Source organism: Streptomyces sp. Go-475 (assembly GCF_003330845.1).
In the GTDB taxonomy this organism is placed as follows: Bacteria; Actinomycetota; Actinomycetes; order Streptomycetales; family Streptomycetaceae; genus Streptomyces.
The window spans coordinates 7,891,825-7,917,508 of record NZ_CP026121.1; the positions used below are offsets into that span (position 1 = coordinate 7,891,825).

The window sequence follows — 25,684 nt, forward strand, 5'->3', positions numbered from 1 at the left end:
CTGATGGATCTCCGCGGCGTCGCGACGCCCGGCACGCCCGCTCGCCGCACGGGGCGAAGGGCCAGGTGGCTCCGCCACATGACCCTCCGCCCCGCACGCCGATCGCACGCACCGAACGGCCGCTCCTTCTCCCACGGAGATCCATCAGAAGGGCCCTAGCCGACCCGCTGCATCGCCTTCCGGTGCCGCTCCGCCATCGCCGCCCCGGACTCGCGGCGGGCCATCCTGCGCAGGACGGACGGGGCGAGGAGCAGCCCGGCGACCGTCCAGGCGCCCAGCACGCCCGCTGTCTCCAGGTGCCGCCAGGACGCGCCGATCTCGACGGCGACCGCGTCGGCCGGCAGCAGCGCGGACCGCAGGGCGAGGCCGAGCCAGTACACGGGGAAGACCTGCCCGACGGTCTGCAGCCACTCGGGCAGCTTCGACAGCGGGAAGTAGATCCCGGAGATCACGACGAGCCCCATCACCGGGAGCATCAGCAACCCGACCGTGCGCGGGTTGTCGACGAGCGAGCCGATGACGGCGCCGGCCGGCAGGGTGGCCAGCAGACCCAGCGGGAGCGCCCACACCAGCGTCAGCAGCGCGCCGCCGCCCTGCCGGGCGACCCCGTCCACGAGGAACACGCCCACGGCGAAGGGGAGGGCCATGGAGGCCAGAGCCGTACCCGACACCATGACGATCTTGCCGACGAGGTGGCCGACCATGCCGTGGGGCACGGCCTTGGCCCGCAGCAGCGTGCCGTCCTCGCGCTCGGTCGCGAGCAGTTGCGCCGTGGTCATCATCCCGGTGAACGCCAGCGTCATCCCCAGCATGCTCGGCAGGATGAACGCGCCGGTGGAGATGCCGGTCCCCTTCAGCCGGTCGTCCCCGGCGAGGAACAGCGGAACGAGGAGCAGGACCGTCCAGAGCGCGTAACCGAACACGTCCTGGCCGGTGGTGAAGGTGTGCCGGAGCTCCGTCCAGCCGCGCCGCACCCCCACCCCGGCCGCGTACCACACCGGACTCATCGCGATCCCTCCCCGAAGCGGTGCGCAGCCCGTTCCTCGGGAACGCTCCCCGTCTCCAGCTCCCGCACCATGGTCGGGTAGGTGTCCTCCAGGCTCGCCCGGCGCACCTCCACCCCGCCGATCGCCTCGCCGTGCTCCTCGAACAGCCGCCGGACGAACCGGGTGGGCTCGGCCGTCGACTCCTCGAAACGCCGCCCGTCCCGCGTCCAGCGCACGGTGGCCCCGGCCGATGCCCGCCGGGACAGCTCCTCGGCCGGACCGTCGGCCACGATCCGGCCACCGGCCAGGATGAGGATCCGGTGGGCGAGCCGCTCCGCCTCGGCGAGGTCGTGCGTGGTCATCAGGACCGTGGTGTTCTCGTCCGCGAGCCCGCGTACCAGGCCGTGGAACTCGTTCCTCGCCTCCGGGGCGAGACCGGCCGTCGGCTCGTCGAGGAACAGCAGCTCGGGTCTGCCCACGATGCCGACGGCCACGTCGAACCGCCTGCGCTGCCCCCTGGACAGGGCCCGACCCGCTTGTCCGCCTGCTCGGTCAGCCCCACCGCGGCGAGGAGCTCGTCGACGTCCCACGGACGCCGTAGCAGCGGGGTGGAGTAGGGCACGTAGTACGAGCCGAGATGGGCCAGCAACTCCCGTACCCGCCACTTGCCGTGGTCCCGCCAGGACTGCAGCACGACGCCCAGGCGCGCCCGCCACCGCTCGTCCCCGCGCGCCGGATCCGTGCCGAGGACGGTCACGTCGCCGTCCGAACGCATCCGGAAGCCTTCCAGGATCTCGATCGTGGTCGTCTTGCCGGCGCCGTTCGGGCCGAGCAGCACCAGAACCTCGCCGCGCCGGGCCGTGAAGCCGACGCCTTTCAGCACGTCCTGGCTGCGGTAGCGCATCCGCAGATCGCGTACGGCGATGACCGTGTCGCCCTCTGGTGGTGGGCCGCCGGCCCCTGGCAACGCGTGACCGGTCGTCATCCGCGGTCCCCCGTCCGTCTCGTGTGCCGTCCTGCGGGATCAGGGGCCGGGGCCGCGCCGACGTCCGGGGTCAGGGGACGTCGGCGACGGCTGTGGCTGCCCTTGCCGCCTGGCAGCGGCCGTTCGGGCCCCCTCCGGGCGAACACATTACCGAACGGTGCCACCGGGCCGGTCCGGCGGAAGGCCCGGCCGGGTGCGTCGTCACCCGGTGCCGAGACCGGCGTCGTCGACCTCCTTCCGGCCCTCGGCCTTGAGGACCTTGTTGAGCGGAGTGAGGTCGTAGATGCCCTTCAGGTCGGGCTCCTCCAGCAGCCCGGCCTTGACCGCGTGGTCCGCCTCGGTGCGGAGGGTGGAGGCGAGCGGGTCGTCGAGGAAGGTGATGGACTTCCAGGCCGGGTCCAGGACGTCGGCGGGCAGCGCCTTCCCGGACAGGGTCTCCAGGGCCTTGTTCGCGGAGGCCTTCGCCTGGTCCGGGTGGGCGTTGATCCACGCGTTGGTCTTCACCGAACCGCGCAGCACGGCCTCGACCACGTCCGGGTGCTGCTTCAGGAACTCCTGCCGCACGATGATGTTCGTGATCACGAACTTCTTGTCGGGCCACAGCGTCGACTCGTCGAGCAGCACCTTGCCGCCCTCGGCGACCAGCTTCGACGCGGTCGGCTCCGGCACCCACGCGCCGTCGATGGAACCGGACTTGTAGGCGTCGGGCGTGACCTTGTTGTCCGTGCGGACGACGGAGACATCGCCCCGGCCGCTCGCGGCGTCGACCTTCCACCCCTGGTCCTTGACCCAGTTGAGGAACGCGACGTCCTGGGTGTTGCCGTGCTGCGGGGTGGCGATCTTCTTGCCCTTGACGTCCTGGAGGGACTTGATCCGCTCCGGGTTGACGACGAGCTTCACGCCGCCCGAGGCGGAGCCGCCGATGATGCGCAGGTTCTGGCCGTTCGACTTGGTGTAACCGTTGATGGCGGGGGAGGGGCCGATCCAGCCGATGTCGAGGGAGCCGGCGTTGAGCGCCTCGATCTCGGAGGGCCCGGCGTTGAACGTCGAGGGCTTGATGGTCGTGCCGCCGAGTTCCTTCTGGAAGATGCCCTCCTGGACGCCGACGAGCGCGGTGGCGTGCGTGAGGTTGGGGAAGTAGCCGATCTTCACTTCGTCGGCGGAGAGCTTCTTCGCGCCCGCCGCGACCTGGCTCTGCTTGCCGTCGTCGGTGGACTGGGAACCGTAGCCGCAGGCGGTGAGCAGCAGCGGGAGCGCGGTCGCGGCGGCGAGGATGCGCAGGGTGGTGAGCGGTCTGGCGGCAGACACGGAGGTGTCCTCTCGGGGTGACGGGTGGATCGGTGAGGAGCGGCGTGTGCGAGGCGTGCGGCCCGAGGGCACGCGCCGGTGCTCCGCTCACGGGCGCCCGGCGGCGGGAATGCCGCCGAGGGGCCCGGGGAGCGGAGGCGTGCGGTGTGGGGGGAGGTGAGGGAGGCGCTGCCGCCCGGAGCATGGCTCGGCGGGCGGTCTCAGCCGCGTCGACAGATGGCGCTGGACGTCCGGCCCAGGTCGATGTGGCGACGCGAGGTCAGCAGGAGGAACGACCGGTCAGCGCGGTGGTGCGTGCCCATGGCCACCTCCTGGTTCCCTAGTTTTCCTACCTGGCTGATAGGGATCGTGGCAGAAGGTCGCGCCCACCCCAAGAGGGCATTCACATACTGGACGCGACGATCTCGGTCTGTGGGACACCGGCCTCGGCTCGGGCCTGTCAGGGATTGGTCCAGGCTCCCGGCGTGTCGGTCAACGCGGAGACCTCGGGGGGCAGTTGGGCCGAGGCGACATCGGCGAGGGACACGCCTTCGAGGATCTCGCGCACATTGGACCGCAGCGCGATCCACAGGGGGAGCAGCGACTGGGCGGGGCCGGTGTACGACAGGTCCGGCGGGCGGACGCCGCGCACCGACACCAGCGGTCCGTCCACGACGCGGATGACGTCGGCGATGCTGATGGAGTCCGCGGGCTTGGCCAGCCGGTAGCCGCCGTTGCCGCCGCGCTGGCTGAGGATGAGGCCGCCCCGGCGCATGTCGTTCAGAATGCTCTCCAGGAACTTGTGCGGGATGTCCTGGGCGTCGGCGATGGCCTCGGCCTTCAGGGGCAGGTCGTCCCGGGACGCGGCGAGCTGCAGCGCGGCACGTACCGCGTAGTCCGCCCTGGCTGAGATCCGCATGCGTCCATTATCGCGTAGGCCCCCGGGCGGCATCCGCTCCGGGCGGGCGGGCGGCCGGGCAGGGGCCGGCATCCCGGCCCGGCCGAGCGGCTCAGGCCGCGGCGGGGGTGTAGTGGGAGGCGTCGTCGCCCTCGACGACGTGGCTGAGGGTGCCGTCGACGCCGGCGGGGACGTCGCCCGCGATGGTCACCCGGTGCAGGAGCCGGGGCAGGTCGCCGTAGTCGTCCGGGGCGTAGTGCTGGGTGATGCGGTTGTCGAACAGGACGACGTCGCCCGGGTTCCAGGCCACCCGCACGATGTTCTCCGGGCGGGTGACGTACGACTGGAAGAGGCGCAGCAGGTCGCGGGAGTCGGAGGGCCCGAGGCCGACGATGCTCTGGGCGAAGCCGCCGATGAACAGCCCGCGCTCCCCGGTCTCGGGGTGGACGCGGACGACGGGGTGCGCGGTGCGGTACTTCCGCGAGACGAACCGCCTGCGGTACTCGGCCGCCTTCTCGTTCCTGGGAGCCGCGTAGTCGTAGTCGTTGGTGTGCACCGCCCACAGCTTGTCGGCCAGTTCGCGCAGCGGTCCGGGCAGGTCCCGGTAGGCGGCACCGGCGTCGGCGATGAGGGTGTTGCCGCCGTAGGGCGGGATCACGAGGGCGCGCAGCGTGGACGCCTTCGGGGGCGTGCGGACGAAGGTGACGTCCGTGTGCCACTGGTTGGCGCGGATGCCCTCGTCGCTGTCGACGGGCAGGATCCGGGGCTGTCCCTCGACGGAGGAGACGGTGGGGTGCGCGGTGGTGAGCTCGCCGAAGAGGGCGGCGAAGCGGAGCTGGCCCGCGTCGTCGAGGTGCTGGTCGCGGAAGACCAGCGCCTTGTGTTCCAGCAGTGCCGAGTTGATCTCGTCGACGAGAGCGGGGCCGAGGTCGGTGCCGAGATCCACGCCGAGGATCTCGGCGCCGATGCGGCCGCCGATCCTGCGGATGCCGAGGCGGGTGCCGGTGGTCATGTGCGGTGTCCTTTCAGGAGTTCGGGGAGGGGCCGGAACCCGGTGACGACCGCCGTGCGGGCCGGCCGGCTCAGACGGGCAGGCCGAAGGGAGGGTGGGCGCCGTTGAGGTGGTAGTCGCCGACTTCGCGGAGCCGGTGGGCGACGGGCTGGTAGAGGGTGTGGGTCCGGGCGTTGCGCCAGAAGCGGTCGAAGCCGAGCCGTGCGGAGGCGCAGCGGGTGCCGACGATGTCGAGGGCGCGGGTGGTGCACTCCTGCGCGGCCCTGGAGGCGGCGGCTTCGGCCATGGCGACGAGGACGGAGATCTCCGCGTACGCGTCGTGGGTGAGGCCCTCACCGCGGGCCAGTCCGCCCTGCACGGCTTCCAGCGCCTGCTCGGCGAGTGCGGCCGCCGAGCGGGTGAGGACGGTGAGTTCCCCGTAGGCGGTCAGCACCTGGGGGTCGTGGGGGGTGCCGACCGGCCAGGCGGGATGCCAGGGGGCGTGGCCCGCCCTGCTGTACTCGCGGGCTTCGGCGAGCACTCCCTCGGCCATGCCGAGCAGCAGCTGCACGGAGACAAGACGCCCGACCGGAGCCGCCAAGGCGGTCCGGGGCGACAGCGTGTCCTCGTCCACGGGCAGGGGGCCGAGCACCTCGTCGGCGGTGACCGGCACGGCGTCGAACTCCACGCTCGCGCCGGCGGCGAGCCGCTGGCCGAAGGGGTCGGCGTCGTCGTCGATCCGCACGCCGGAACGCGCGGGATCCACGACGACGGCGAGCGGTTCGCCGCTGCCCGCCCGTACGGCCCGCACGGCGAGGCGGTCGGCGACCAGGGCACCGGTGGCGTAGCTCTGCCGGCCGTCGAGGACATGACCGCCGGCCTTCCTGACGAGCGTCAGGGGCGGTTCCTGAGGGCCGAAACCGGCCCCCCAGCACCACAGTTCGGCAGCGGACTGCCGCTCGGTCCGTGCGGCCCGGTCGGGCTCCGCGAAGAACCCGGCGCTCCACGACGTGACGTAGTGACAGCCGAGCAGCTGACCGATCGCGCCGTCGGCCGCGCCGATCTCCCGTATCACGGCGCAGGCCGTGGCCCAGTCCGCGCCGCCGCCCCCGGACTCGGCCGGTATCAGCAGCGTCAGCAGGCCCGCCTCGCGCAGCCGGGACACCTCGTCGAACGGGGCCTTGCCCGCCTGCTCCCTGGTCACCGCGTCCGTGGCCAGGTCGTCCGCCGCCTCCTGGGCCACGCGCAGCCAGTGCGCACGGCCGGGCACGGGCAGGTCGGGTTCCGCGGCGGGGCCGGACGGCGCGGTGGCAACGCCCATGGCGTGGGCTCCTCAAGGTCGGTGGCGGGGCGCGGCGCCGGAGCTCTCCCACCGGTCGGGCAGGTGCGGGTGGCCCGCGCGATGGGGTGAAGCGGCCGGAGCCGGCAGGGCTGTGGTCATGGGGACGTCCCGGAAAAGGAGGAGCGGAGCCTTGCGGGCGAACGCGTGAGCGGCGTGCCTCTATCCGCGACAGCAGGCGGCGCTGCCGACGTGACCGAAGTCGACATGCCGACGACGAACGAGTCGTTGCTGCGTACGGGACATGTACATCATCCTGCGCACCCCCGTCGGACGCCGTCAAGGCTTCCCTAGTAAATCGATAGGAAAAGTAGGAAGGGTGGGTGGGGCGCACGCCGCGAGGGTCCGGCTGCCCTCCGCGGGCGTCGCCGTTCCGGCCTCGGTGGCGCTCAAGGTCCGCAGCAGCGCCCGGGCCACCGCGTCGTTCTGACGGAAGGCCGGGGCGTTCGTGCGGGGGCGGGCGAACGCCGCGACGGCCCGGCTGTTGGTGGGGGCGCCGAGGGCGATGCGGCGCGGATGGGGGCCGCCGAGGGCCGGGTCGATGACGTGGCCGTCGGCGGAGACGGCCAGCAGGCCGGAGCGGTGCGTGTGGGAGGGGTCGGCGATGACCTCCTCGGCGAGCGCGCCCTGCCGGTACAGGCCGCGCAGCAGCGGGTCCTCGGTGCGGGCCAGGGACGCGCCGGGCAGGTACGCCTCGATGAGGGCCGTGGCGTGCACGGAACTGCCGGGGACGGTGGGGCTGGTGGCGGTGAACGTGCCCGTGGCGTCGTCGGTGCCGATCCGCATGCCCGCGCCGACGAAGCGCACGACACCGGCCCGCGACAGTGCCAGGAGCTGACGCAGCCGGAAGCCGGGCGGGCCGGAGGCGAGGAAGCTGAAGAAGCCGTGCCACCAGCCGTCGAGGTCCTCGGCGACCGAGCGGGCGGTGAGACGGCCGGAGGCGACGAGGCGGGGCAGTTGGCCGTAGACGGAGAGCAGGGCGAGGAACGCGCCGAGGTCGGCGCTGAACTCCGGGTCCTCGCGGCGGGCGACGTCCTGGGCGATGTGGTCGCGCAGATGGTCCTGGAAGGCGTCCGGGGTGGGGAAGGAAACGCCGTCGAGGGGGTGGTCGAGCGCCTCCAGGTCCAGCCGGTCCGCCGGGTCGGGCACGGCGCCGGCGACCAGGGCGGTCATGGCCTCGGAACGCCAGTACAGCCGGTCGTAGGCGGCGGCGAAGTCCGGCCAGGGCAGGGTCGTGCGCTCGGGATGGGCGTGGAACAGCTCGTGGTAGTGGCCGAACCCGATCTCCTTGGCCATCAGGGGCCACACGTCGCGCCGCAGCTCCAGCGGGCGGCCCTCGGCGAGCAGGGCGTCGACCGCCGCGGGACCGAAGTACCGCGGCAGCGCGGGCCGGGGGCCCTGGAGCCGGTACCGGGTCTTGGAGTGGTACGGCACCCCGCGCCGGGATCCCACGTGCAGGACGGGCTCCCGGCCGGACGCGAGGTAGGTGAGGGAGCCGTCGGACTCGGTGCGGTACGTGCCGCCGCGGCCCTCGGTGAGCAGGGACATCAGGTCGATGAACGCCAGCCCGAAGCCGCGCACGAGGACGTGCTCGCCGGGCCGCAGCGCCGACAGGTCGGCGTCGGAGGAGAACTCCGGCGGGAGGTGGAAGCGGCCGTGGCGGCGGGCGAACGCGGCGTGGTCGCGGTGCCGGGCGTCGGGTGCGGCGCCGAGGTGGCCCTGGGTGAGCACCACCAGGTCGGCGGTGAGCGGGGTGGCGCGGTCGGCCAGGTGCACCCGCTGCGGGCCGTCCGGGGGGCCGGTGACCGCCGTCGCCGTGGTGCGGTGCCTCTCGACGGTGACGGACGGCGGCAGTTCGGCCAGCGCCCGGCGGAACACCCAGTCCAGATAGGCGCCCTGGGCCCGGCGGGTGGCGAAGTCGCTTCCCGACAGCGCGCGCAGTTCGGCGAGCACGTCCGGTTCGGCGGGCGGTGGGGGTCCCTCCTGCTCGAGCGAAGCCGAGAGCTCGGGGGAGCGCGGCGTGCGGCGCGGGCCGCCCCGGCCGGAGAACTGGGCGGCCCACTCGGCGAGTGAGGGGCCCGGCCGCACCGGGCCCTCGATGGTGGAGGACTCGTCGGTGAACAGGGTGACGTCCTCCGCCATGGAGTTCATCCGCAACAGGGGCGACTGGTCGTGCCGCCAGATCCGGCCGGGGCCGGGCGGATACGGATCCACCAGATGGACGCGCAACTCCCGTCGTCCGTCCCAGAGTTCGGGGGCGTTGGCCGCGACCCGCTCCAGCAGGCCGGTGGCCCGCGGGCCCGCTCCGACCACGACCAGGACGGCCGCGGAGGGGACGCCGCTCACCGGTCACCGCCGATCGCGGGACGGGCGTCGGCAGCCGTCACCGCGCCCCACCGGACGCGTACGGCGGAGATCCGGCGACGCAGCCGCTGCAGCGGGGTGGGCGGCAGCGCGCGGGAGGCGCCGCGCGCGTAGTACCGCTCGACGTGGTACTGACCCGCGCTGAGCACGCTGGTGACGGCGACGTACCAGAGGGTGGCGACCAGCAGCAGCGGGATGACCTGATAGGTCTGGTGGTAGATGAGCTGCGCCGAGTACAGCAGGTCGTGCACGGCCAGCACGCTGACGATGCTGGTGCCCTTGAGCGTGCCGATCAGCATGTTCCCGGCGGCCGGCACGATGGAGCGCATCGCCTGGGGGATGACGACGCGCCGCAGGGTGCGGTGCCGGCTCAGGCCCAGTGCCTGCGCCGCCTCGGTCTGCCCCGGGTCGACGGAGAGGATCCCGCCCCGCACCACCTCGGCGGCGTAGGCGGCCTCGTGCAGGGTGAGACCGATGACGGCGGTGAGCGTGGGGCCGAGCAGGTTCACCGTCTCGACGGTGACGAGCTGCGGACCGAACGGGATGCCGAGGCCCAGCGTGGGGTACAGCGCGCCGATGTTGAACCAGAACAGCAGCTGCACCAGCAGTGGTGTGGAGCGGAAGACCCACACGTAGCCCCAGCTCAGCGTGCGCAGCACCGGGTTGGCGGAGAGCCGCGCCACCGCCAGCACGGTGCCCAGCAGGAAACCGAGCACCATCACGGCACCGGTCAGCCACAGGGTCAGCAGCAGTCCGTCGAGTACGGCGGCGGTGGTGAAGTACCGGCCCACCACGTCCCATTGGAAGGCGTCGTTGCGGACGACGGAGTTGAGCACCATCGCGAACCCGAGCAGCGCGACGGCGGCGGTCAGCCGTCGGCCGAGGTGCCGGCGCGGCACGATCCGCGGCGGGTCCGGGGCGGGGGCAGCCGCCGGCTCGGGGGCTTTCGCGGCCGGGGCGGAGGTGACATCGGAAGGCGTGACCATGGGGAGGCTCTCCGGGGGCGAGGGGATCGCGGACGTGGGTGACCACCCGGAGGCACTCGCACAGGAGCGCAGACGCACGGGGACTGCGCGGACAGCGTGCCGCCGGGAGCCGGCGTCGTCACGTCGCCGCGTCCCTCAACGCGGCCGGAGGGCTGCCGCGCGGGGCGGAGCCGATCCGGCACCGATCGTACGGGCCCACCGCGCGGATGTGTCAACAACCCTGGGCGCACGGCGGTCCGGCATCCGGGCGACGCTTGACGCGGAGCAGGAGGTACTGCTCAAGTAATCGCATGAACGCCCAGCAGCGCTTGGTCTCGCGCGACCACATCGACTTCGGTCGGGTGTGGTCCGCGGCGTGTTGCGCCTGACTCGGCAGCGGGCCGTCTGACCGGCCCTTCCCTCCCTCGGTGACCCCGTCGCGGGCCGAGTTCTCTCTTCGTCACGCGCGCTGCCGCACCCCTGCTTCCTCCGACGCCCGGCGTCGTCACGCCCGCACCGCCGCGTCCTCCTGACGCTTCCTCACCCATGCCCGTACGCAGGGCCGTTCCGTCATGCCCGCGTCCGGTCGCTCCCGAAAGGGGCCCCACTGTCATGCCCGTGGAATTCCTCGGCATCGCCGCCACCAACGACGGCTCCGAAACCACCCCGCGCTCCGGCGCCGCCTTCGACAAGGAGTACACGCTCCGGCTCGCCCGCGCGCACGAGGAGCACGGCTGGGACCGCGTGCTGTTCGCCTACGGCTCGGGTTCACCGGACCCGGCGCCGGCCGCCGCGTACATCGCGAGCCGGCTGGACCGGCTGCAGATCCTGCTCGCCCACCGGCCCAACGTCTCGTACCCGACGTTCGCCGCGAAGACCTTCGCCACCCTCGACCAGATCAGTGAGGGCCGGCTGACCGTGCACTTCATCACCGGCGGCAACGACCACGAACAGGGCCGGGAGGGCGACACCCTCACCAAGGACGAGCGGTACGCCCGCACCCGCGAGTACATCCGGCTCGTCAAGAAGATCTGGACCACCCGCGAACCCTTCGACCACGAGGGCGAGCACTACCGCTTCCACGACTTCGTCAGCGACGTCTTCCCCGTCCAGCAGCCCCGCCCGGACGTCTCGTTCGGCGGCTCGTCACCGGCCGCGTACGCCGCCGGGGGCGCCGAGGCCGACATCTACTGCCTGTGGGGCGAGCCCTTGGCGAGGACCGCCGAGCAGATCGAGAACGTGCGGGCCGCCGCGCGGGCCGCGGGCCGCACCGACGTCCCCCGCATCCAGGTCGCGTTCCGCCCGATCATCGCCCCGACCGAGGAACTGGCCTGGGAGAAGGCCCATCGCACGGTCGGCGCCATCCGGGAACGGCGCGAGGCGGGGCTCGTACGGCACCACCGCGGCGACGCCCCGGAGAACACCGGGTCGCGGCGGCTGATCGCCATCGCCGAGGCGGGGGAGCGTTACGACCGCGCCCTGTGGACCCCGACCGCGGCCGCGACCGGGGGCGCGGGCAACTCCAACGCGCTCGTCGGCACCCCGGAGACGGTCGCCCGGGCGCTCCTCGACTACTACGACCTCGGCGTCGACATCCTCTCCGCCCGCGGCTACGACCTGCTGGACGACGCCATCGACTTCGGCCGGTACGTGATCCCGATCGTCCGCGAGGAGGTCGCCAAGCGCGACGCCGAGCGCGCGGCACGCGGCACACGGGTCCCCGCGGCGGTGAACGCGTGACCTCCGCACCAGATCTGACGGTCATTCAGGTGACCGTGTCCGACCCCCGGGTCCAGCCCCTGCTGCGCGAACTCGGCCACGAGTACTCCACGCGCTACGGCAAGGACGCGCACGCCGAGATCTCCCGCTACCCCGACGAGGAGTTCACCGAACCGTACGGCGGCCTGCTCCTGCTGCTGCTGGAGCACGGCGAGCCCGTCGCCGGCGGCGCCTTCCGCCGGTACGACGCGACCACGGCCGAACTGAAGCGGATCTGGACGCACTCCGCCCACCGCAGACGCGGCCTCGCGCGGCGCGTCATCGCGCTGCTGGAGCGGGAGGCGGCCGCACGCGGGTACCGGCGGATCCACCTGACCACCGGACCGCGGCAGCCGGAGGCCCGGGGTCTGTACCTGGCCACCGGCTACACACCCCTGTTCGACACGGACGCCGACCCGGAGACCGTCGGCCCGCTGCCCTTCGAGAAACACCTCACGCCCGAGGCACACCCGGGAAAGGCCCCCGCCCCATGACCTCCGTGAGCTTCGTGACCAGAACCCGGCTGTTCGCCGCCGCCGTCGCCCTGCTGTCCCTGCCGGCGCTGACCGCCTGCGGTGCCGGCCCCGGGGACACCGCGGCGGCCGGTGCCCGGGCCGCACCGGCCGACGACCCGGTCGCCGCCGTACGCAAGGTGGACTCCGTCGCCGCCCTGCTGCCCGCCGGGGTGCGCGAGGCGGGCACCCTGCGCGTCGGCAGCTCGATCGGGTCGCCGCCGGGCGCGTACTACCCGAACGGCCCGGACAAGGCGCCCGCCGGTCAGGACATCGACCTCACCGACGCCGTCGCCAAGGTCCTCGGGGTCCGCATACGGCGCCAGGACGCGTCCTTCGAGTCGATCCTGCCCGCCCTCGGCAGCGGCAAGTACGACGTCGGCACCGGCAACTTCGGCGTCACCACCGAACGCCTGAAGACCATCGACTTCGTCACCTACATCGACGACGGCCAGGGCTTCGCCGTGCGAAAGGGCGACCCCGGGCTGAAGACGAAGGTCACCGACCTCACCCAGCTGTGCGGACTGACCATCGGCACCGGCGCCGGAACCACCTTCGAGGCGACCCTCGCCGCGCAGCGCGGGGTGTGCGCGAAAGCGGGCCGGAAGCCGTACGACGTGAAGGTCTACTCGGAGAACGCGGCGAGCCTCACCGCACTCCAGCAGGGCCGCATCGACGTCATCATGTCGACCATCAACGGCCTGCGCCACCAGGCGGCCCAGCCCGCTTCGCGGACCGCGTTCCTCGGCGAGTACCACCGCCTCGACGTCGGTTTCGCCTTCAGGAAGGGCTCCCCGCTCACCAAGGCCTTCCAGGCCGCCGTCAACCAGCTGATCAAGGACGGCACCTACGCCCGGATCCTCGACAAGTGGGGCACCTCCGCCTCCGCGATCGAGACGTCGCGGATCAACCCGCCAGAGCACAGGTGACCCATGAGCATCGACACCCTCACCTCACCGGCCACGGAACGGGCCGGCGACCCGGCCGGGCTGCGGGTCGTGCCCGCCCGCCACTACGCCCGCTGGGCCGCGGCCGCCACCGTGCTCGTGCTGGTCGCTCAGTTCGCCCACGGCCTGGCCACGAACCCCGTCTGGGAGTGGGACGTCTTCCGCGCCTACGTCTTCTCCGAGACGATCGTGCAGGCCGTGTGGGTGACCCTCCAACTCACCGCCTGCGCCACCGTGCTGGGCTTCCTCCTCGGCACCGTGCTGGCCTTCATGCGGCTCTCGCGCAGCCCGCTGCTGCAGACCGTCGCCTGGAGCTACATCTGGATCTTCCGGTCCATCCCGATGATCGTCCAGCTGGTGTTCTGGTTCAACCTCAGCGCTCTCTACAAGGAGTTGGGGGTCGGCATCCCCTTCGGCCCGGTGTTCTGGTCCGTCGACAGCAACACCCTCATCGGCACCATCGGCGCCGCCGTCATCGGGCTGTCGCTGCACCAGGCCGCCTACGCCGCCGAGACAGTCCGGGGCGGCGTCCTCGCCGTCGCCCACGGGCAGTCGGAGGCCGCCGCGGCGCTGGGCATCCCCCGGCTTCGGCAGATCCGCCGGATCGTGCTGCCGCAGGCCATGCGCGCGATCCTGCCCACGGCCGGCAACGAGATCATCGGCCTGCTCAAGGGCACCTCGGTGGTCTACGTCATGTCCATCGGCGAGCTCTTCTACCAGGTGCAGGTCATCTACGGCCGCAACGGCCGGGTGATCCCGCTGCTGCTGGTCGCCACCGCCTGGTACGTCGTCCTCACCTCCGTGCTGTCGGTCGCCCAGTACTACGTGGAGCGCCACTACGCCCGCGGCGCCGACCGCACCCCACCGCCCACCCCGATCCAGCGCGTCAGGCGCTTCGTGGCCGCACAGCGGCGCGCGGCGACGACCCGAGAACCGACGGAGAAGACATGAACGACGTCATGGTCGACGTCCACGGCGTCCACAAGAGCTTCGGCCCGCTGGAGGTGCTGCGCGGCGTCGACCTGAAGGTCCGCGCCGGCGAGGTCACCGTGATCCTCGGCCCGTCCGGCTCCGGCAAGTCCACGCTGCTGCGCACCATCAACCACCTGGAGAAGGTCGACAGCGGCTGGATCGGCATCGACGGCGAACTCATCGGCTACCGCCGCTCCGGGAACAAGCTGCACGAGCTGAAGGAGAAGGACGTCCTGAAGCAGCGCACCCACATCGGGTTCGTCTTCCAGAACTTCAACCTCTTCCCGCACCTGACCGTGCTGGAGAACCTCGTCGAGGCCCCCGTGTCCGCGCTGCGCCGCCCGCGCGGGGACGCGGAACGCGCGGCCCGCCGGCTCCTCGACCGGGTCGGCCTCGCCGACAAGGCGGACGCCTACCCGCGGCAGCTGTCCGGCGGACAGCAGCAGCGCGTGGCCATCGCCCGGGCCCTCGCCTTGGAGCCGAAGGTGCTGCTCTTCGACGAGCCCACCTCGGCGCTCGACCCGGAGCTGGTCGGTGAAGTCCTCGACGTCATCAAGGACCTGGCCGGCACCGGCACCACCATGATCGTGGTGACCCACGAGATCGGCTTCGCCCGGGAGGTCGCCGACACCGTGGTGTTCATGGACGGCGGTGTCGTCGTGGAGCAGGGGCCGCCCGCGGCCGTGCTGGACGACCCGCGGCACGAGCGCACCCGCGCCTTCCTCTCCAAGGTCCTCTGACCGCCCCTCGCCCCGAAGCCCCCGCAAGGAGAACCACCGTGCCCGCCACCCTCGCCCGCCGCCGCGTCACCGCGGCCCTGCTCGGACTCGCCTCCGCCCTCGTCCTCGCCTCCTGCGCCGACCCCGCCGACGGCGGCACGACCGAGGTCGCGGACGCGTCGGGCCGGACGACGAAGATCAACACCAGTCCCGACCAGCACCGCGTCACCACCGCCAAGGTCGACTCCATCGCCGCCGAGGTCCCGGAGGAGATCCGCAGGAGAGGCACCCTGGAGATCGTCGACTCCTCCGGCTCCGCCGCGCCGCTGACCTTCCACGCCACCGACAACAAGACCGTCATCGGCGTCGAGCCCGACATCGCCTCGCTGGTCGCCGACGTCCTCGGCCTCGAGCCGCACTTCCACACCGTCTCCTGGGAGAACATCTTCGTCGGCCTGGACAGCGCCAAGTACGACGTCGGATTCAGCAACATCACCGTCACCGAGGAACGCAAGGAGAAGTACGACTTCGCCCCCTACCGCGAGGACAACCTGGGCTTCGAGGCGAAGAAGGGCAGCGGTCTGAAGGTCACCGGGCCGCAGGACGTCGCGGGCAGGACGGTCGCCGTGGGCAGCGGCACCAACCAGGAGAAACTGCTGATCGAGTGGAGCAGGGAGAACGAGAAGGCCGGGCGGAAGCCGGTGGACATCAAGTACTACCAGAACGACAGCGACACCTACCTGGCCCTCCAGTCCGGCCGCATCGACCTCTACCTCGGCCCCAACCCGACCGCCGCCCACCACGCGGCCACCAGCGGGAAAACGGAGGTCGTCGGCACGTACTCCGGCGCCGGCGCCACCCTCCAGGGCCTCATCGCGGCCACCACGAAGAAGGACAACGGCCTGGTCGAGCCGCTCGCCGACGCCATCGACCACATCATCCGCGACGGCACGTACGCGAAGGTGCTCCGGCGCTGGGGCCTGTCCGACGAGGCCGTGACCGAGTCCAGGATCAACCCGCCCGGCCTGCCCAGGAGCGGCACGTAGCCGAGGCCGGTGGCGGAACGACGGAGACCGGGCCACCACGCTTCCCCCGCGAGTGCGCGACGGGGGAGCGCGGTGGCCCGGCTGGAGGGGGGTCAGCGGGTGAAGGTGACCCGGTGCTCCTTCAGGGAGCCGCAGTTGGAGCCGTACACCTGGACGTACGTGTTGGCGATGCTGCCGCCCCAGTCCACGCAGTGGCCCTTGCCGTAGGCGTAGGACGGACCGGCGTACGACGTGAAGAGGCCCTCGTCGTAGTGGCTCTCGTCGGTGTCCGGGACGTAGATCCAGGCGGACATGTTCACGGCCGTGCCCGGGTTGTTGCGGATGGTCGCGACGCAGTTCTGGCCGTTGGAGGCGTTGTAGGTCAGGTAAACGGTCCCCAGCGAACCGACGGTCGCGGAATTGACCGTCTTGTAGCCGCTGCCGCAGACCTTCTGCGGCGTGGTGTTGGGCGCGGCGGAGGCGGGCGACGCCAGGGCGGTCATGGTCCCCACCGACAGCGCCGCCACGGCGGACGCGGCCAGAACGGAACGGGCGAATCTCATATTTCCCCCTTGCAACTCTTCGAGGTGGTTGCTCCTGCATGATGTGACCCGTGGCGCGTCCAAAGGGTTGTGCGTCGATTCCCGGGAAAATCAGGCGAGTTGACGGGAGGCGCCGGGCTCGGGGCGGGGGAGCCGCCCGGGCTCGGGGTGCTGCGCGAGCGTGCCCAGCCCCGGCCGCCTCTACTCGCCGGGTCGCCCATGGCTCACGTGAGATCCAGAGGATCTGCGCAGGGGTGACACACAGACTGCACACCGCCCCTCCAAAGTCTCGTTAGCGTTACGGCTCGATCCCACGTGCGAACGTGACCAGGCCGCGGCCGGCGAGCCGCCGGAACAGCCAGATCGGGAAGACCACACATGGACTACTGCTCCTCGTGCCGTCGGCACCTCAACGGCGCCTTGGTCTGCCCGGGGTGCGGCGCCTACGCCCCGGACATCGACCCCTCCGCCGCCGACGGCGGTACCGGCCCGGCCCCCGCGACCGCCCCGGCCGCCGCCTGGGAGTACCCGGCCGCCACCGGTACGTGGCACGACGGCACCGTGTGGGACGAGACGATCGGTGCCGGCACGCCGGAGACCCTTGACACCGGCTCGTCCCACGACCAGGGCTCCCCGGGCACCGAGAACTCCGAGGGTTACGAGGAACGGCCCCAGGGGCGTGCGGCGCGGCGCCGCCAGATGGCCCGCTGGAAGAAGAACCAGCGCCGGGCCGTGGTGGCCACCGCCGTCGCGCTCGTCGGCGGCGGCCTGACCGTCGCCACGCTGAACCAGAACGCGGCCCCCGGCGTACGCGCGGCCACCGCGCCGGAGGACACCACCATGGGCGGCACCGGGGGAGAGGCCCCGACGTTCACGGAGCCGACGTCGAAGCACTACGACACCCCGCGCTCGCAGCCCACCACGCCACCGCACTCCAGCCGCGCCTCCCGCCACCAGCAGGCCCGGACGGCCGACCCCCGCACCACGCCGACGAACCCGCGGACGGACGCGGCCGCCGCACCGCGCGAGCTGCCGCTGACGACCCCGCAGCGGCGGACCACCGTCCCGAGCAACGTCGACACGGTCACCGGCACCACCGGCTCGTCCGCCTCGAAGGTCACCGAGCCGACGACACCGCCGGCCGCCGAGACCCAGCCGGACACGCAGCAGCCCGCGGCCCCGGCGACACCGCCGCCCGCGACGAGCACCACGCCGCCCGCCACCTCTCCCTCCGACCCGCAGTCCAAGGAACTCTGCCTGCTCGTCATCTGCCTCGGCTGAGCCGAAAACCCGTGGCCGCCCGCGGCCGCCCTCCGTACCGTCGGGCGCATGGCTGACGAGTGCTTCCGGCATCCGCGGCTCGCCGCGGTCTACGACCCGCTCGACCCCGACCGCGGCGATCTCGACCCGTACCTGCGCATGGCGGAGGAGTTCGGGGCGCGTCAAGTCCTCGACATCGGGTGCGGGACCGGCGTGTTCGCGCTGCTGCTCGCCGCGCGCGGCGTCCAGGTCGTCGGGGTCGATCCGGCCCGGGCCTCCCTGGACGTGGCACGCGGCAAGCCGGGCGCCGAGCGGGTGCGGTGGCTCCACGGCGACGCGACGGCGCTCCCGCCGCTCGCCGCCGACCTCGCGACGATGACGGGCAACGCCGCCCAGGAGATCGTCGGGCCCGAGGACTGGCGGCGCACCCTGCGCGGGGCACGTGCGGCGCTGCGGCCCGGCGGCCGCCTGGTGTTCGAGACGCGGATACCGGCCCGCCGCGCCTGGGAGGAGTGGAACCGCGAGGACACGTACACCGTGACGGACGTCCCCGGCGTCGGCGGCGTCGCGTCCTGGGTCGAGCTGCTCGACGTGAGCGGGCCGCTGGTGACGTTCCGGTGGACGTACGTGTTCGCCGCGGACGGCCAGGTGCTGACCTCCGAGTCGACGCTGCGCTTCCGCGAGCGCGAGGAGGTCGAGGCCGAACTCGTCGCCCAGGGCTACGCGGTGGACGACGTGCGGGACGCGCCCGACCGTCCCGGCCGGGAGTACGTGTTCGTCGCGCGGCGTGCGGTCGCGGCCTGAGGAAGTGGCCTCAGGAAGTGGCCTGAGGAAGCGGCGTGAGGAAACGCCGCCGAGACGGCCCGATCGGCTCCGTGGCAAGCGGAATCCGCCCGTACAATCCTCGCGACCAAATCGGGGGCGTCAGCAGCGGGGGAGTCCGCGTGGAAACCATCATCGTGCAGTTGCCCGGCCCGTCGCACTGGGACGCGGACGAGCCGGGCAGTCCCGAACTGATCCACCTGGGGCCGGGCGACGTCGCGGACTTCGGCCGCGGCGGGACAGGGGTGCGCATCGTCCTGGCCGACCCCGGGATCTCCCGCCGGGCCGGGCAACTGGAAGCGGCCGGGGACTACTGGCGGCTGTCCAACTTCAGCCGCAGCGTGTCGTACGTGGTGGAGAACCTGGAGGGCGCCGGCGAGTACCTCACCGTCGCCCCCGGGCGGCTCGGCGCGCCCGTGCCCTTCGAGTTCTCCCGCGTGGTGCTCCCCGCCCTGTCCGGCACCGCCGCCTTCAAGGTGTTCGCACCCCAGCACGCCTACCTCGGCGAGCAATCCGCGCCCGGCGGCGGTGAACAGACCGTCCATCCCTTCGCCCTCGACCCCACGTCGAAGTACTTCCTCGTCCTGGTGGCGCTGTGCGAACCGCGGCTGCGCGACCCCTCCGACTCGGCGCTGCCCGGGGTCGGCCAGATCGTGGAGCGGCTGCGCCCCCTGGAGTCCTGCCGCGACCTCACCCGCTCCGCGGTCAACTACCACATCGACTACCTGGCCTTCGCCAAACTGCGGCTGGACCTCGGCGAGGAGACGGCCACCGGGGCCGGCGCCAAACGCGCCCGGCTCGCCTCCGTCGCCCTGCGCTTCGGCCTGGTGCGCGAAGAGCACCTCGGCCTACTGCCGCGCCGCGGCGCCGGCCGCCTCACCCCGCAGGAGGCCGGCGCATGACCTCCGGACCCGACATCCACGAGGACGACCTGGAGACGCCCCGGCCCCGCCTCCCGGAGGGCTTCCGGATCGAGGACTGGGAAGTGGGCGCGGTCATCGGCTCCGGCGGCTGGGGAACCGTCCACGAGGCCCGCACGGTCGCTGACGGCACGCCCGTCGCCGTGAAGGTGCTGCCGACCGGCGCCCTGGGCCCCGGGCAGCGTGCCGCGCTCGGCGAACTCGTGGCCCGCGAGGTCCGGTTCAGCGCGGAGGCCGACCACCCGCACCTCGTCCGCACCCACGCCGTGTGCACCGTGGAGGCACCGGAACTGCCCGCCCTGGACGGGGCGATCGCGCTCGTCATGGACCGGGCCGAGTCCAGCCTGAGGGACGTACTCGACGCCGCCGGCCCGGGGCGGCCCATCGACGGCGCGGACCGCGTCCTGCGCGGAGTCGCCGCCGGCCTCGCCCACATGCACGCCGCCGGCTGGGTGCACGGCGACCTCAAACCCGCCAACGTCCTGCTCGGCCCGGACGGGCAGGTGTGGCTCGCGGACTTCGGACTGGCCGCCGAACTCGACGGCACCCACGCCCATCTGCCGCCGCTCGGCACCCTCGACCACCTGCCGCCCGAGTGGTGGTCGCAGCGCACCGGCACCCAGGGCGCCGTCGTCCGGCCCACCGCCGACATCTGGGCCTTCGGCGTCCTCGCCCACCAGGTCCTCACCGGCGGCCTCCACCCCTTCCCGGGCGCCACGGCCCGGGCCCGCTCGCTCGCCGCCCAGGCCTACGCCCGCGGCACCGCACCCCTGCGGCTCGACGCCGGCCTCGACGACGGCCTGCGCGGGCTGATCGCCGACTGCCTGGCACCCGACCACACCGCCCGCCTGCCGCACACGGCGGGCAGCGTCGCCGCCCGGGTCGAGGCCCTGACCGGCGGTCCCCGCCCCCGCCGGCGACGCCTGCTGCCGGCCGCCGCGGCCGGGCTCGCCGTCCTGACCGCCGCCGCACTCGCCGGGACGGCCCTGCTCGGCCCGGACAGCGACACCGGGGACGACGACCGCGGCCGGGGCGCCCCCACCGCCCCCGCCGCCGTCACCGGCACGCCCCGCCCGGCCCCCGGTGAGATCCCGGCGGACTCCGACGTGCCCGAGGCGCTGCGCCCCGTCATCACCCGCGCCGCGCACCGCTGCACCGACGAGGAGATCACCCCCGCCCTGCTCGCCGCGATGCTCAAGGCCGAGAGCGGCTTCGACGCGAAGGCCGCCCGCCCGGAGAGCGACGAGTACGGCATCGCCATGTGGACGCCGTCGGTGTTCAACGCCTGGGCGGTGGACGGGGACGGCGACGGCGACAAGGACCACATGTCGCCGCCGGACGCGATCTCCACCATGAGCGGCTACGTGTGCTGGCTCGACCAGCGTTTCAAGGAGGCCGGGCTGCCGAAGAAGGACCTGCCCGCGCTGGTCGCGGCGGGCTACCGCACCAGTGACCGCACGGTCATCGAGGAGGGCGGCGTCCCGGAACGGGTGCGGCCGCACGTCGACAAGGTGCTGCGCTACCTCGCCGCATACCAGCGCTGAGGCGCACGAACGCGAGCGGGGGGCGGAGCCTCGGCCCCGCCCCCCGCTCGTCCCCCGTTCCCGTCACGGCCGCGGCGAGCCGCACTCCGGGACGTTCGGCAGCCGGTTGTCCGGCGAGCTGATGTAGATGTTGGAGATGTAGCCGCCGTACTGGGGCAGATAGGCCCACCACTCGTTGGTGTAGGGCGGCACGCTGACCACCTGGCCGCGGATCTGGCAGCCCACCAGCACCTCGACCCCGGCCGGCAGTCGCGTCATCCGGTCGTCACCGGTGGTCGGGCCCTTGCGGACGTTCACCGACTCGCCCCACGTGCCGAACCACGTCCCGGCGGGCCGCGCCGCACCCGGCACGTTCAGCGACCGGGTCAGCCGCCCGAGGTCGGTGTAGGCCTTCCCGTACGACGTGCCCACCGGGTGCAGCGTCAGCACGGCCACGATCGCCCGGTCGTCCGCGCCCACCGTGCCGGTGGTGTGCAGCGCGGGGCGGGTGAGGTCCACGTCCGCGGCGGCACGGGCGGTGGCCCCGGCCGATGCCGCCGGGGCCGCGGCCGCCCCCTGCGGTCCGCAGGTTCCCTCCCCGAACTTCCCGGACCAGCCCTGCTTCACCGCCCAGGGGCGGTCGAACGCCCCCGCGATGCCGAAGTGCTGGTCGAAGTGGTCGGTGGAGGAGCAGCGGGTGGAGCGGCGCAGGTTGTCCATGACGAAGTCGCGGACGGGCGCGGGCGCCTGCTCCAGGACGTACCGGTAGATCGTCACCGTGTCCCGGGCGGAGAGGGCGGTGTAGCCCCAGAAGCCCGCGTACCCGGCGGGCGGCGGCGCGGTGTCGCGCAGGCCGAGCCGGGCGGACATCCGGTCGATGATCGCCGGGCCGCCGTACGTCGACCAGTAGTGGTTCGCGGCGTCGTCGTCACTGCTGCGCAGCATCGGCTCCAGCAGGGCCCGGTCGGCCGCGGGGACGGTGTAGTCGGGGCCGCGGTTCCACAGGAAGTCCAGCGTCAGCAGCAGTTTCACGACCGAGGCGGACCGGAACCGCGCGCTCGTGTTGACCTGTTCGGTGAACGTGCCGGTCCGGCGGTCGAAGACGGCGACGCCGGCGGTGACGCCGTCCGGGATCTGGGCGGCCCCCACCGCTCGGGTGGCCGTTTCCGGCCGGGGGACCGCCGCGGCACCGCTCGTGAGCGACGCGACCGTGACGAGGGTCGCGAGCGCGGCGGCGCCGCGCAGCAGCATGCGCATGGTTGGCCTTCCTGGTCGTCCGGCTGTCCGGCGGAGCCGCGGCCCCGTGCGGACACCGTAGGAGCGCGGGGGGCGCGTGCGGTCCTGACGAATGTCAGGGCACGTCCACCCTGATAAATGTCAGGTGTCGGCGGCCTGGTGACGGCCCGTACGGTCGCCACGAAACACCCGCCGACACACGGAAGAGGGCTCATGAGCCGCCGATCACTCAGGACACTGCTGGCCGCCGGGGGAGCCGCCGCGATGATGGCGCTCCTGCCGACCTCCGCCCAGGCCGCGCCGTACTCGGGCGGCAACTACGGGGCCTACGGGATGGAGGGGCAGTACCCCACCACCTCCTACTGCTCGGGCACGTTCCGGCAGATCGGTGCCACCAAGTACGCCGAGGGCATGGCCCTGAAGTACTTCTACTCCGACAAGTGCGGCTCGTTCGCCCGGATTGAGAACTCCCGGGCCAACTGCGCGGCCGTGCTGCAGCGTTCCAACAACAGTGTGGGGCGCGTCGACGGATGGGTCTCCGAGACCGTCGACCCCGGCATCAACTACGCCTACACGCAGATGGGCAACAACCTCAACGGCCGCGTCTCGCGCGCCGTGCTCTCGTGCGACGGCCACGACCTGACCCAGACCGGCTGGTACTGAGCCGCACACACCGAAGGGGGCGGCCGGTGCTCCGGTCCGCCCCCTTCGGCGTACGTCAGCAGTCCGGAACGCCGGCGATCTTCTCGCCGCCCCGGATGTACAGGTTGTTCACCCAGGCCACGTCGCTGCCCGAAAGCTCCATGACGGCGGTCCACCAGTTGTTGGTGCCGACGGCCGGGTCGTGCACGGTCTGGCCCTGCGTCTGGCAGATGGCGTCCGCCCACCACTTCGAACGGACCGCGAGACGCGGGGAGTCGGTGGTCGGCTGCTGGCGCAGGTTGACGTCGGTGGCCCAGATGTAGACGTCGGTGAGGGTCGGGTCGCCGCCGTTGGCGCCGGCCGGGGCCGCCTGGGCCGTGGTGCCGAGCCCGCCGACGGCGAGCGCGGTCACGGCGAGGCCCAGGGCGGTACGGCTGATCAGTCGCTTCATGTGTCTGTCCCCCGTGGGAAGAAGGTGTGGGTGGTGGGACCGGGGCAGGTCATGGTCCGGGTCAGCAGCGCGCCGAGGCGGGCAGGTCGCCGTACTCGTCGCCCTTGAGGTAGACGGCGCTGACGTAGCCCTCGAGGAGCTTCACCCAGACGTCGTTGGAGTAGCCGTTGTCGGTGATGCGCTCGCCGCGGGTCCAGCAGTAGGCGCCGAGCGGCTGGCCCGCCGCGACGGTGGTGATGATGCCGTAGCCGGTGCCCGGCCCCCGGCGGACGTTGACGTTCTCGTACGGTACGACCGCGTACGGCGCGGCCAGGACGCGGGCGCCGCCCTGCTCGCCGGCGGTGGCCGCGGTCGCGGTCCCGGCGGTGAGCGGGCCGAGCAGCGCGAGCGCCCCGGCACCGACGAGCGCGGCCTTGGCGAAGAGACGAGTGGACATGTCGTGTTCCCCCTGACGGTGTGGCCGACGCTCAGAACTGTAGGGAGGCCCGGGGCGACACGGTCCCTGACAATTGTCAGGATCCTCGGGGGCGACAGAGGCAGGGGGAGAGGCTGAGGCGGGGGCGCCGGGTGCCGGGACGGGGACTCCGCGCCAGGGACCTCGATACGGCCGAAAACCGCTCGACGGCCCCGACCGCCTCTGTCTACGATCCACGGCGCGGCATCGCGTGCCGGTCACCGGCCGGGTGAGGCATGGAGGCGCCGCGAAGATGCCCGTGGAGGCATTCAACCGTGTCAGTCGAGTTCAACCACACCATCGTCCTGTCCCGTGACCGGGAGAGGTCCGCCCACTTCCTCGCAGGGATCCTGGGGCTGGAGGTCGGGGCACCGGCCGGGGTGTTCCTGCCGGTGACGACCGCCAACGGCGTCACGCTGGACTTCCTCACCATCGACGCCGACATCCCCATGCAGCACTACGCGTTCCTCGTCTCCGAGGACGAGTTCGACGAGGCCCTCGCCCGCCTCATCGAGGCCCGGATACCCATCCAGGCCGATCCGCACGGCAACCACCCGCGCCGGATCAACCGCAACGACGGCGGCCGCGGGGTCTACTTCCTCGACCCGGCGGGCCACGGCATGGAGATCATCACCCGCCCGTACGGCGCCGATCCCTCCTCCCCGCTGAACGGGGTCACGGAGGACGTGCCCGGGGCGGTCTGACCCGGGCTCCCCCAGTCCGCGCGGCGGCTGAACGGCCGTTCAGCCGCCGTCCGCCTCCAGGGCCAGGGGCGCGGGCTCGGCGTCGGTGTCCGGGGCGTGGTCCCGGCGGGGGAGCAGGAGCGGGGTGGCGAGGAGCAGGACACCGGCGAGGGCGAGGGCCGTACGAGGGCCGGTCCGCGCCGCCAGCAGGCCCCACAGGGCGGTCAGGGCCGCGGTGGCCGCCTTGCCGGTGGCCGACCAGGCGGCCAGGGTGCGGGTGACCCGGTCGGCGGGGGTCCGGTCGAGGCGGAAGGCGGCGAACACCGGGTTGAACACGGCGCAGCACGTGATCAGGCCGAACTCGACCAGCATCACCAGGGCCAGCCCGGTCGCGCCGGGGCCGGCGAAGGCCAGACCGAGCGACCAGCACGCCCGCAGCACCCCGGCCCCGAGCAGCACCCGGTGCCGCCCGAACCGCGTGACCAGCCGGGGTGCCAGCCGTGAGCCGAGCAGGCCGCCGGTGCAGGGCACGGCGAAGGCGAGGGCGTACTGCCAGGGCGCGAAGCGCAGGTCGTCGACCATCAGGACGAGCAGCGGCGGCGAGGCCGCCATGATCAGGGCGTTGACCAGGACCGTGTTGAAGAACAGCGGCCGCAGGGCCGGATCGGCGAGGATGTGCCGCCAGCCGCCGAGCAGGTCGCCCGCCCGGAGCCGGACCGTGGCGGCTTCGGGCCGCACCGGGCGCTTCTCGCCGTCGCCCATCGCCCGGAGCCCGGCCGCCGAGAGCAGATAGCTCACCGCGTCGGCCACCACGGTCGTCACCGGACCGAACAGCCCGATCGCGGCCCCGCCCAGCGGCGGCCCGGCCATGCTGGCGGTCCACATCGTCGCCTCGAACCGCCCGTTCGCGACCAGCAGGTCCCGCCGCGGCACCAGCTCCTTCAGGAACGCCCCGGCCGCCGCGTTGAAGGTGATGTCGGCCGCCGCGACCACCACCGACACCAGCAGCAGCTGACCGAAGCCGAGCCGGCCCAGGGCGAACGCCACGGGGACGCTCAGCAGCACCGCGCACCGCAGCAGGTCCGCCGCGATCATCACCGGCCGTTTCCGGCGCGGCTCCACCCACGGACCGAGCGGCACCGACACCACGGCGCCGACGGCAGGACCCACCGCCGCCAGCAGCGCCACCTGCGTCGGCCCGGCGTCCAGCACCAGGACCGCGATCAGGGCGAACGCGTCGAACGCCAGCCACGTACCGGCCGTGCTGACCGCGTACGCGCCCCACAGCCACCCGAACCGCCGCCCCAGCGACCCTCTGCCCGCCATGCCCGGCGCACACTCCCAGCTCCCGCGGACAACCCCGTGTTGACCGGGAGCCATCCAAGCGAGGACCGGGCGGGCCG

General features: G+C 72.9%; 25 protein-coding genes and 1 pseudogene. 12 read left to right on the forward strand and 14 right to left on the reverse strand.

Features of this window, described 5'->3' with window-relative positions:
- Positions 1-155 precede the first annotated feature (155 nt).
- The 9 genes and pseudogenes from C1703_RS35840 to C1703_RS35875 all read right to left on the reverse strand — a co-directional run bounded on the left by C1703_RS35840 (position 156) and on the right by C1703_RS35875 (position 9,836).
- The gene (locus tag C1703_RS35840; protein ID WP_198678362.1) at positions 156-1,007 is read right to left on the reverse strand and encodes an ABC transporter permease; all 852 of its coding nucleotides are present in this window, start codon (positions 1,005-1,007) and stop codon (positions 156-158) included.
- Positions 1,004-1,971, reverse strand: a pseudogene (locus C1703_RS35845) (ABC transporter ATP-binding protein). The gene C1703_RS35840 and the pseudogene C1703_RS35845 overlap by 4 nt, the downstream one beginning before the upstream one ends.
- A gap of 201 nt (positions 1,972-2,172) precedes the next feature.
- Entirely contained in the window at positions 2,173-3,279 is a 1,107-nt protein-coding gene (locus C1703_RS35850) for an aliphatic sulfonate ABC transporter substrate-binding protein (protein WP_114256745.1), read from the reverse strand.
- Positions 3,280-3,479: 200 nt separating this feature from the next.
- Complete coding sequence (locus C1703_RS40350) at positions 3,480-3,581, reverse strand: putative leader peptide (RefSeq protein ID WP_343236413.1); 102 nt, start codon at positions 3,579-3,581, stop codon at positions 3,480-3,482.
- A 137-nt stretch (positions 3,582-3,718) separates the two neighbouring features.
- Positions 3,719-4,177 (reverse strand): Rrf2 family transcriptional regulator, encoded by a 459-nt coding sequence (locus C1703_RS35855; protein ID WP_114256746.1) that lies wholly within the window; start codon positions 4,175-4,177, stop codon positions 3,719-3,721.
- A 91-nt stretch (positions 4,178-4,268) separates the two neighbouring features.
- Complete coding sequence (locus C1703_RS35860; protein WP_114256747.1) at positions 4,269-5,168, reverse strand: TauD/TfdA family dioxygenase; 900 nt, start codon at positions 5,166-5,168, stop codon at positions 4,269-4,271.
- 70 nt (positions 5,169-5,238) lie between these two features.
- A complete protein-coding gene (locus C1703_RS35865) occupies positions 5,239-6,468 on the reverse strand; it encodes an acyl-CoA dehydrogenase family protein (protein WP_114256748.1) in 1,230 nt (409 codons plus the stop codon).
- Positions 6,469-6,765: 297 nt separating this feature from the next.
- Positions 6,766-8,832 carry an FAD/NAD(P)-binding protein gene (locus C1703_RS35870; RefSeq protein ID WP_114256749.1) on the reverse strand — a complete coding sequence of 689 codons (2,067 nt, stop codon included), beginning with the start codon at positions 8,830-8,832 and terminating at the stop codon, positions 6,766-6,768.
- Entirely contained in the window at positions 8,829-9,836 is a 1,008-nt protein-coding gene (locus C1703_RS35875) for an amino acid ABC transporter permease (RefSeq protein WP_114256750.1), read from the reverse strand. The genes C1703_RS35870 and C1703_RS35875 overlap by 4 nt, the downstream gene beginning before the upstream one ends.
- A 591-nt stretch (positions 9,837-10,427) precedes the next feature.
- Here C1703_RS35875 and C1703_RS35880 point away from each other — a divergent pair.
- From C1703_RS35880 to C1703_RS35905, 6 genes are read left to right on the forward strand one after another with little or no spacing between them, the layout of a single operon-like run.
- A complete protein-coding gene (locus tag C1703_RS35880; RefSeq protein WP_114256751.1) occupies positions 10,428-11,555 on the forward strand; it encodes an LLM class flavin-dependent oxidoreductase in 1,128 nt (375 codons plus the stop codon).
- Positions 11,552-12,067 (forward strand): GNAT family N-acetyltransferase, encoded by a 516-nt coding sequence (locus C1703_RS35885; protein WP_114256752.1) that lies wholly within the window; start codon positions 11,552-11,554, stop codon positions 12,065-12,067. The genes C1703_RS35880 and C1703_RS35885 overlap by 4 nt, the downstream gene beginning before the upstream one ends.
- Positions 12,064-13,014, forward strand: a complete 951-nt coding sequence (locus C1703_RS35890; protein WP_114256753.1) for an ABC transporter substrate-binding protein — start codon at positions 12,064-12,066, stop codon at positions 13,012-13,014. Before C1703_RS35885 ends, C1703_RS35890 begins: the two co-directional genes overlap by 4 nt.
- 3 nt (positions 13,015-13,017) lie before the next feature.
- Positions 13,018-13,983, forward strand: a complete 966-nt coding sequence (locus C1703_RS35895) for an amino acid ABC transporter permease (RefSeq protein WP_114256754.1) — start codon at positions 13,018-13,020, stop codon at positions 13,981-13,983.
- A complete protein-coding gene (locus C1703_RS35900) occupies positions 13,980-14,744 on the forward strand; it encodes an amino acid ABC transporter ATP-binding protein (RefSeq protein WP_114256755.1) in 765 nt (254 codons plus the stop codon). The genes C1703_RS35895 and C1703_RS35900 overlap by 4 nt, the downstream gene beginning before the upstream one ends.
- A 38-nt stretch (positions 14,745-14,782) precedes the next feature.
- Positions 14,783-15,769 carry an ABC transporter substrate-binding protein gene (locus C1703_RS35905; protein ID WP_114256756.1) on the forward strand — a complete coding sequence of 329 codons (987 nt, stop codon included), beginning with the start codon at positions 14,783-14,785 and terminating at the stop codon, positions 15,767-15,769.
- 92 nt (positions 15,770-15,861) lie between these two features.
- Here C1703_RS35905 and C1703_RS35910 read toward each other — a convergent pair whose 3' ends face one another.
- Positions 15,862-16,311, reverse strand: coding sequence for a spore-associated protein (locus C1703_RS35910; protein ID WP_114256757.1), 450 nt, complete (start codon positions 16,309-16,311; stop codon positions 15,862-15,864).
- A 357-nt stretch (positions 16,312-16,668) separates the two neighbouring features.
- Here C1703_RS35910 and C1703_RS39145 point away from each other — a divergent pair, with 357 nt between their 5' ends.
- The 4 genes from C1703_RS39145 (at position 16,669) to C1703_RS35935 (ending at position 20,836) form a co-directional block, all read left to right on the forward strand.
- Positions 16,669-17,571 carry a hypothetical protein gene (locus C1703_RS39145; protein ID WP_198678363.1) on the forward strand — a complete coding sequence of 301 codons (903 nt, stop codon included), beginning with the start codon at positions 16,669-16,671 and terminating at the stop codon, positions 17,569-17,571.
- A gap of 48 nt (positions 17,572-17,619) precedes the next feature.
- On the forward strand, positions 17,620-18,354 hold the full coding sequence (locus C1703_RS35925) for a class I SAM-dependent methyltransferase (RefSeq protein ID WP_114256760.1): 735 nt from the start codon (positions 17,620-17,622) through the stop codon (positions 18,352-18,354).
- Positions 18,355-18,494: 140 nt separating this feature from the next.
- Positions 18,495-19,274: an FHA domain-containing protein gene (locus C1703_RS35930; RefSeq protein WP_114256761.1), complete on the forward strand. Its 780-nt coding sequence runs from the start codon at positions 18,495-18,497 to the stop codon at positions 19,272-19,274.
- Positions 19,271-20,836 (forward strand): serine/threonine-protein kinase, encoded by a 1,566-nt coding sequence (locus C1703_RS35935; protein WP_114256762.1) that lies wholly within the window; start codon positions 19,271-19,273, stop codon positions 20,834-20,836. The genes C1703_RS35930 and C1703_RS35935 overlap by 4 nt, the downstream gene beginning before the upstream one ends.
- Positions 20,837-20,899: 63 nt before the next feature.
- Here the strand turns inward: C1703_RS35935 and C1703_RS35940 are convergent, their stop codons facing one another.
- Positions 20,900-22,072 carry a hypothetical protein gene (locus C1703_RS35940; protein ID WP_114256763.1) on the reverse strand — a complete coding sequence of 391 codons (1,173 nt, stop codon included), beginning with the start codon at positions 22,070-22,072 and terminating at the stop codon, positions 20,900-20,902.
- Between the two features lie 192 nt (positions 22,073-22,264).
- On the opposite strand from C1703_RS35940, the gene C1703_RS35945 reads away from it, so the two are divergent.
- Positions 22,265-22,714: a hypothetical protein gene (locus C1703_RS35945; RefSeq protein ID WP_114256764.1), complete on the forward strand. Its 450-nt coding sequence runs from the start codon at positions 22,265-22,267 to the stop codon at positions 22,712-22,714.
- 55 nt (positions 22,715-22,769) lie between these two features.
- Here C1703_RS35945 and C1703_RS35950 read toward each other — a convergent pair whose 3' ends face one another.
- Positions 22,770-23,144: a peptidase M23 gene (locus C1703_RS35950; protein ID WP_114256765.1), complete on the reverse strand. Its 375-nt coding sequence runs from the start codon at positions 23,142-23,144 to the stop codon at positions 22,770-22,772.
- A gap of 61 nt (positions 23,145-23,205) precedes the next feature.
- Positions 23,206-23,580: an SH3 domain-containing protein gene (locus C1703_RS35955; protein WP_114256766.1), complete on the reverse strand. Its 375-nt coding sequence runs from the start codon at positions 23,578-23,580 to the stop codon at positions 23,206-23,208.
- A 293-nt stretch (positions 23,581-23,873) separates the two neighbouring features.
- Here C1703_RS35955 and C1703_RS35960 point away from each other — a divergent pair, with 293 nt between their 5' ends.
- The gene (locus C1703_RS35960) at positions 23,874-24,302 is read left to right on the forward strand and encodes a VOC family protein (protein WP_114256767.1); all 429 of its coding nucleotides are present in this window, start codon (positions 23,874-23,876) and stop codon (positions 24,300-24,302) included.
- A 39-nt stretch (positions 24,303-24,341) separates the two neighbouring features.
- Here C1703_RS35960 and C1703_RS35965 read toward each other — a convergent pair whose 3' ends face one another.
- Complete coding sequence (locus C1703_RS35965; RefSeq protein ID WP_114256768.1) at positions 24,342-25,607, reverse strand: MFS transporter; 1,266 nt, start codon at positions 25,605-25,607, stop codon at positions 24,342-24,344.
- Between the last annotated feature and the right edge of the window lie 77 nt (positions 25,608-25,684).

Bases quoted from the DNA above. Each gene is read 5' to 3' on its own strand.
- C1703_RS35840 (WP_198678362.1), bottom strand. From the start codon at position 1,007: ATGAGTCCGGTGTGGTACGCGGCCGGGGTGGGGGTGCGGCGCGGCTGG.
- C1703_RS40350 (WP_343236413.1), bottom strand. From the start codon at position 3,581: ATGGGCACGCACCACCGCGCTGACCGGTCGTTCCTCCTGCTGACCTCG.
- C1703_RS35855 (WP_114256746.1), bottom strand. From the start codon at position 4,177: ATGCGGATCTCAGCCAGGGCGGACTACGCGGTACGTGCCGCGCTGCAG.
- C1703_RS35860 (WP_114256747.1), bottom strand. From the start codon at position 5,168: ATGACCACCGGCACCCGCCTCGGCATCCGCAGGATCGGCGGCCGCATC.
- C1703_RS35865 (WP_114256748.1), bottom strand. From the start codon at position 6,468: ATGGGCGTTGCCACCGCGCCGTCCGGCCCCGCCGCGGAACCCGACCTG.
- C1703_RS35875 (WP_114256750.1), bottom strand. From the start codon at position 9,836: ATGGTCACGCCTTCCGATGTCACCTCCGCCCCGGCCGCGAAAGCCCCC.
- C1703_RS35880 (WP_114256751.1), top strand. From the start codon at position 10,428: ATGCCCGTGGAATTCCTCGGCATCGCCGCCACCAACGACGGCTCCGAA.
- C1703_RS35890 (WP_114256753.1), top strand. From the start codon at position 12,064: ATGACCTCCGTGAGCTTCGTGACCAGAACCCGGCTGTTCGCCGCCGCC.
- C1703_RS35895 (WP_114256754.1), top strand. From the start codon at position 13,018: ATGAGCATCGACACCCTCACCTCACCGGCCACGGAACGGGCCGGCGAC.
- C1703_RS35900 (WP_114256755.1), top strand. From the start codon at position 13,980: ATGAACGACGTCATGGTCGACGTCCACGGCGTCCACAAGAGCTTCGGC.
- C1703_RS35910 (WP_114256757.1), bottom strand. From the start codon at position 16,311: ATGAGATTCGCCCGTTCCGTTCTGGCCGCGTCCGCCGTGGCGGCGCTG.
- C1703_RS39145 (WP_198678363.1), top strand. From the start codon at position 16,669: ATGGACTACTGCTCCTCGTGCCGTCGGCACCTCAACGGCGCCTTGGTC.
- C1703_RS35925 (WP_114256760.1), top strand. From the start codon at position 17,620: ATGGCTGACGAGTGCTTCCGGCATCCGCGGCTCGCCGCGGTCTACGAC.
- C1703_RS35935 (WP_114256762.1), top strand. From the start codon at position 19,271: ATGACCTCCGGACCCGACATCCACGAGGACGACCTGGAGACGCCCCGG.
- C1703_RS35940 (WP_114256763.1), bottom strand. From the start codon at position 22,072: ATGCGCATGCTGCTGCGCGGCGCCGCCGCGCTCGCGACCCTCGTCACG.
- C1703_RS35945 (WP_114256764.1), top strand. From the start codon at position 22,265: ATGAGCCGCCGATCACTCAGGACACTGCTGGCCGCCGGGGGAGCCGCC.
- C1703_RS35950 (WP_114256765.1), bottom strand. From the start codon at position 23,144: ATGAAGCGACTGATCAGCCGTACCGCCCTGGGCCTCGCCGTGACCGCG.
- C1703_RS35955 (WP_114256766.1), bottom strand. From the start codon at position 23,580: ATGTCCACTCGTCTCTTCGCCAAGGCCGCGCTCGTCGGTGCCGGGGCG.
- C1703_RS35965 (WP_114256768.1), bottom strand. From the start codon at position 25,607: ATGGCGGGCAGAGGGTCGCTGGGGCGGCGGTTCGGGTGGCTGTGGGGC.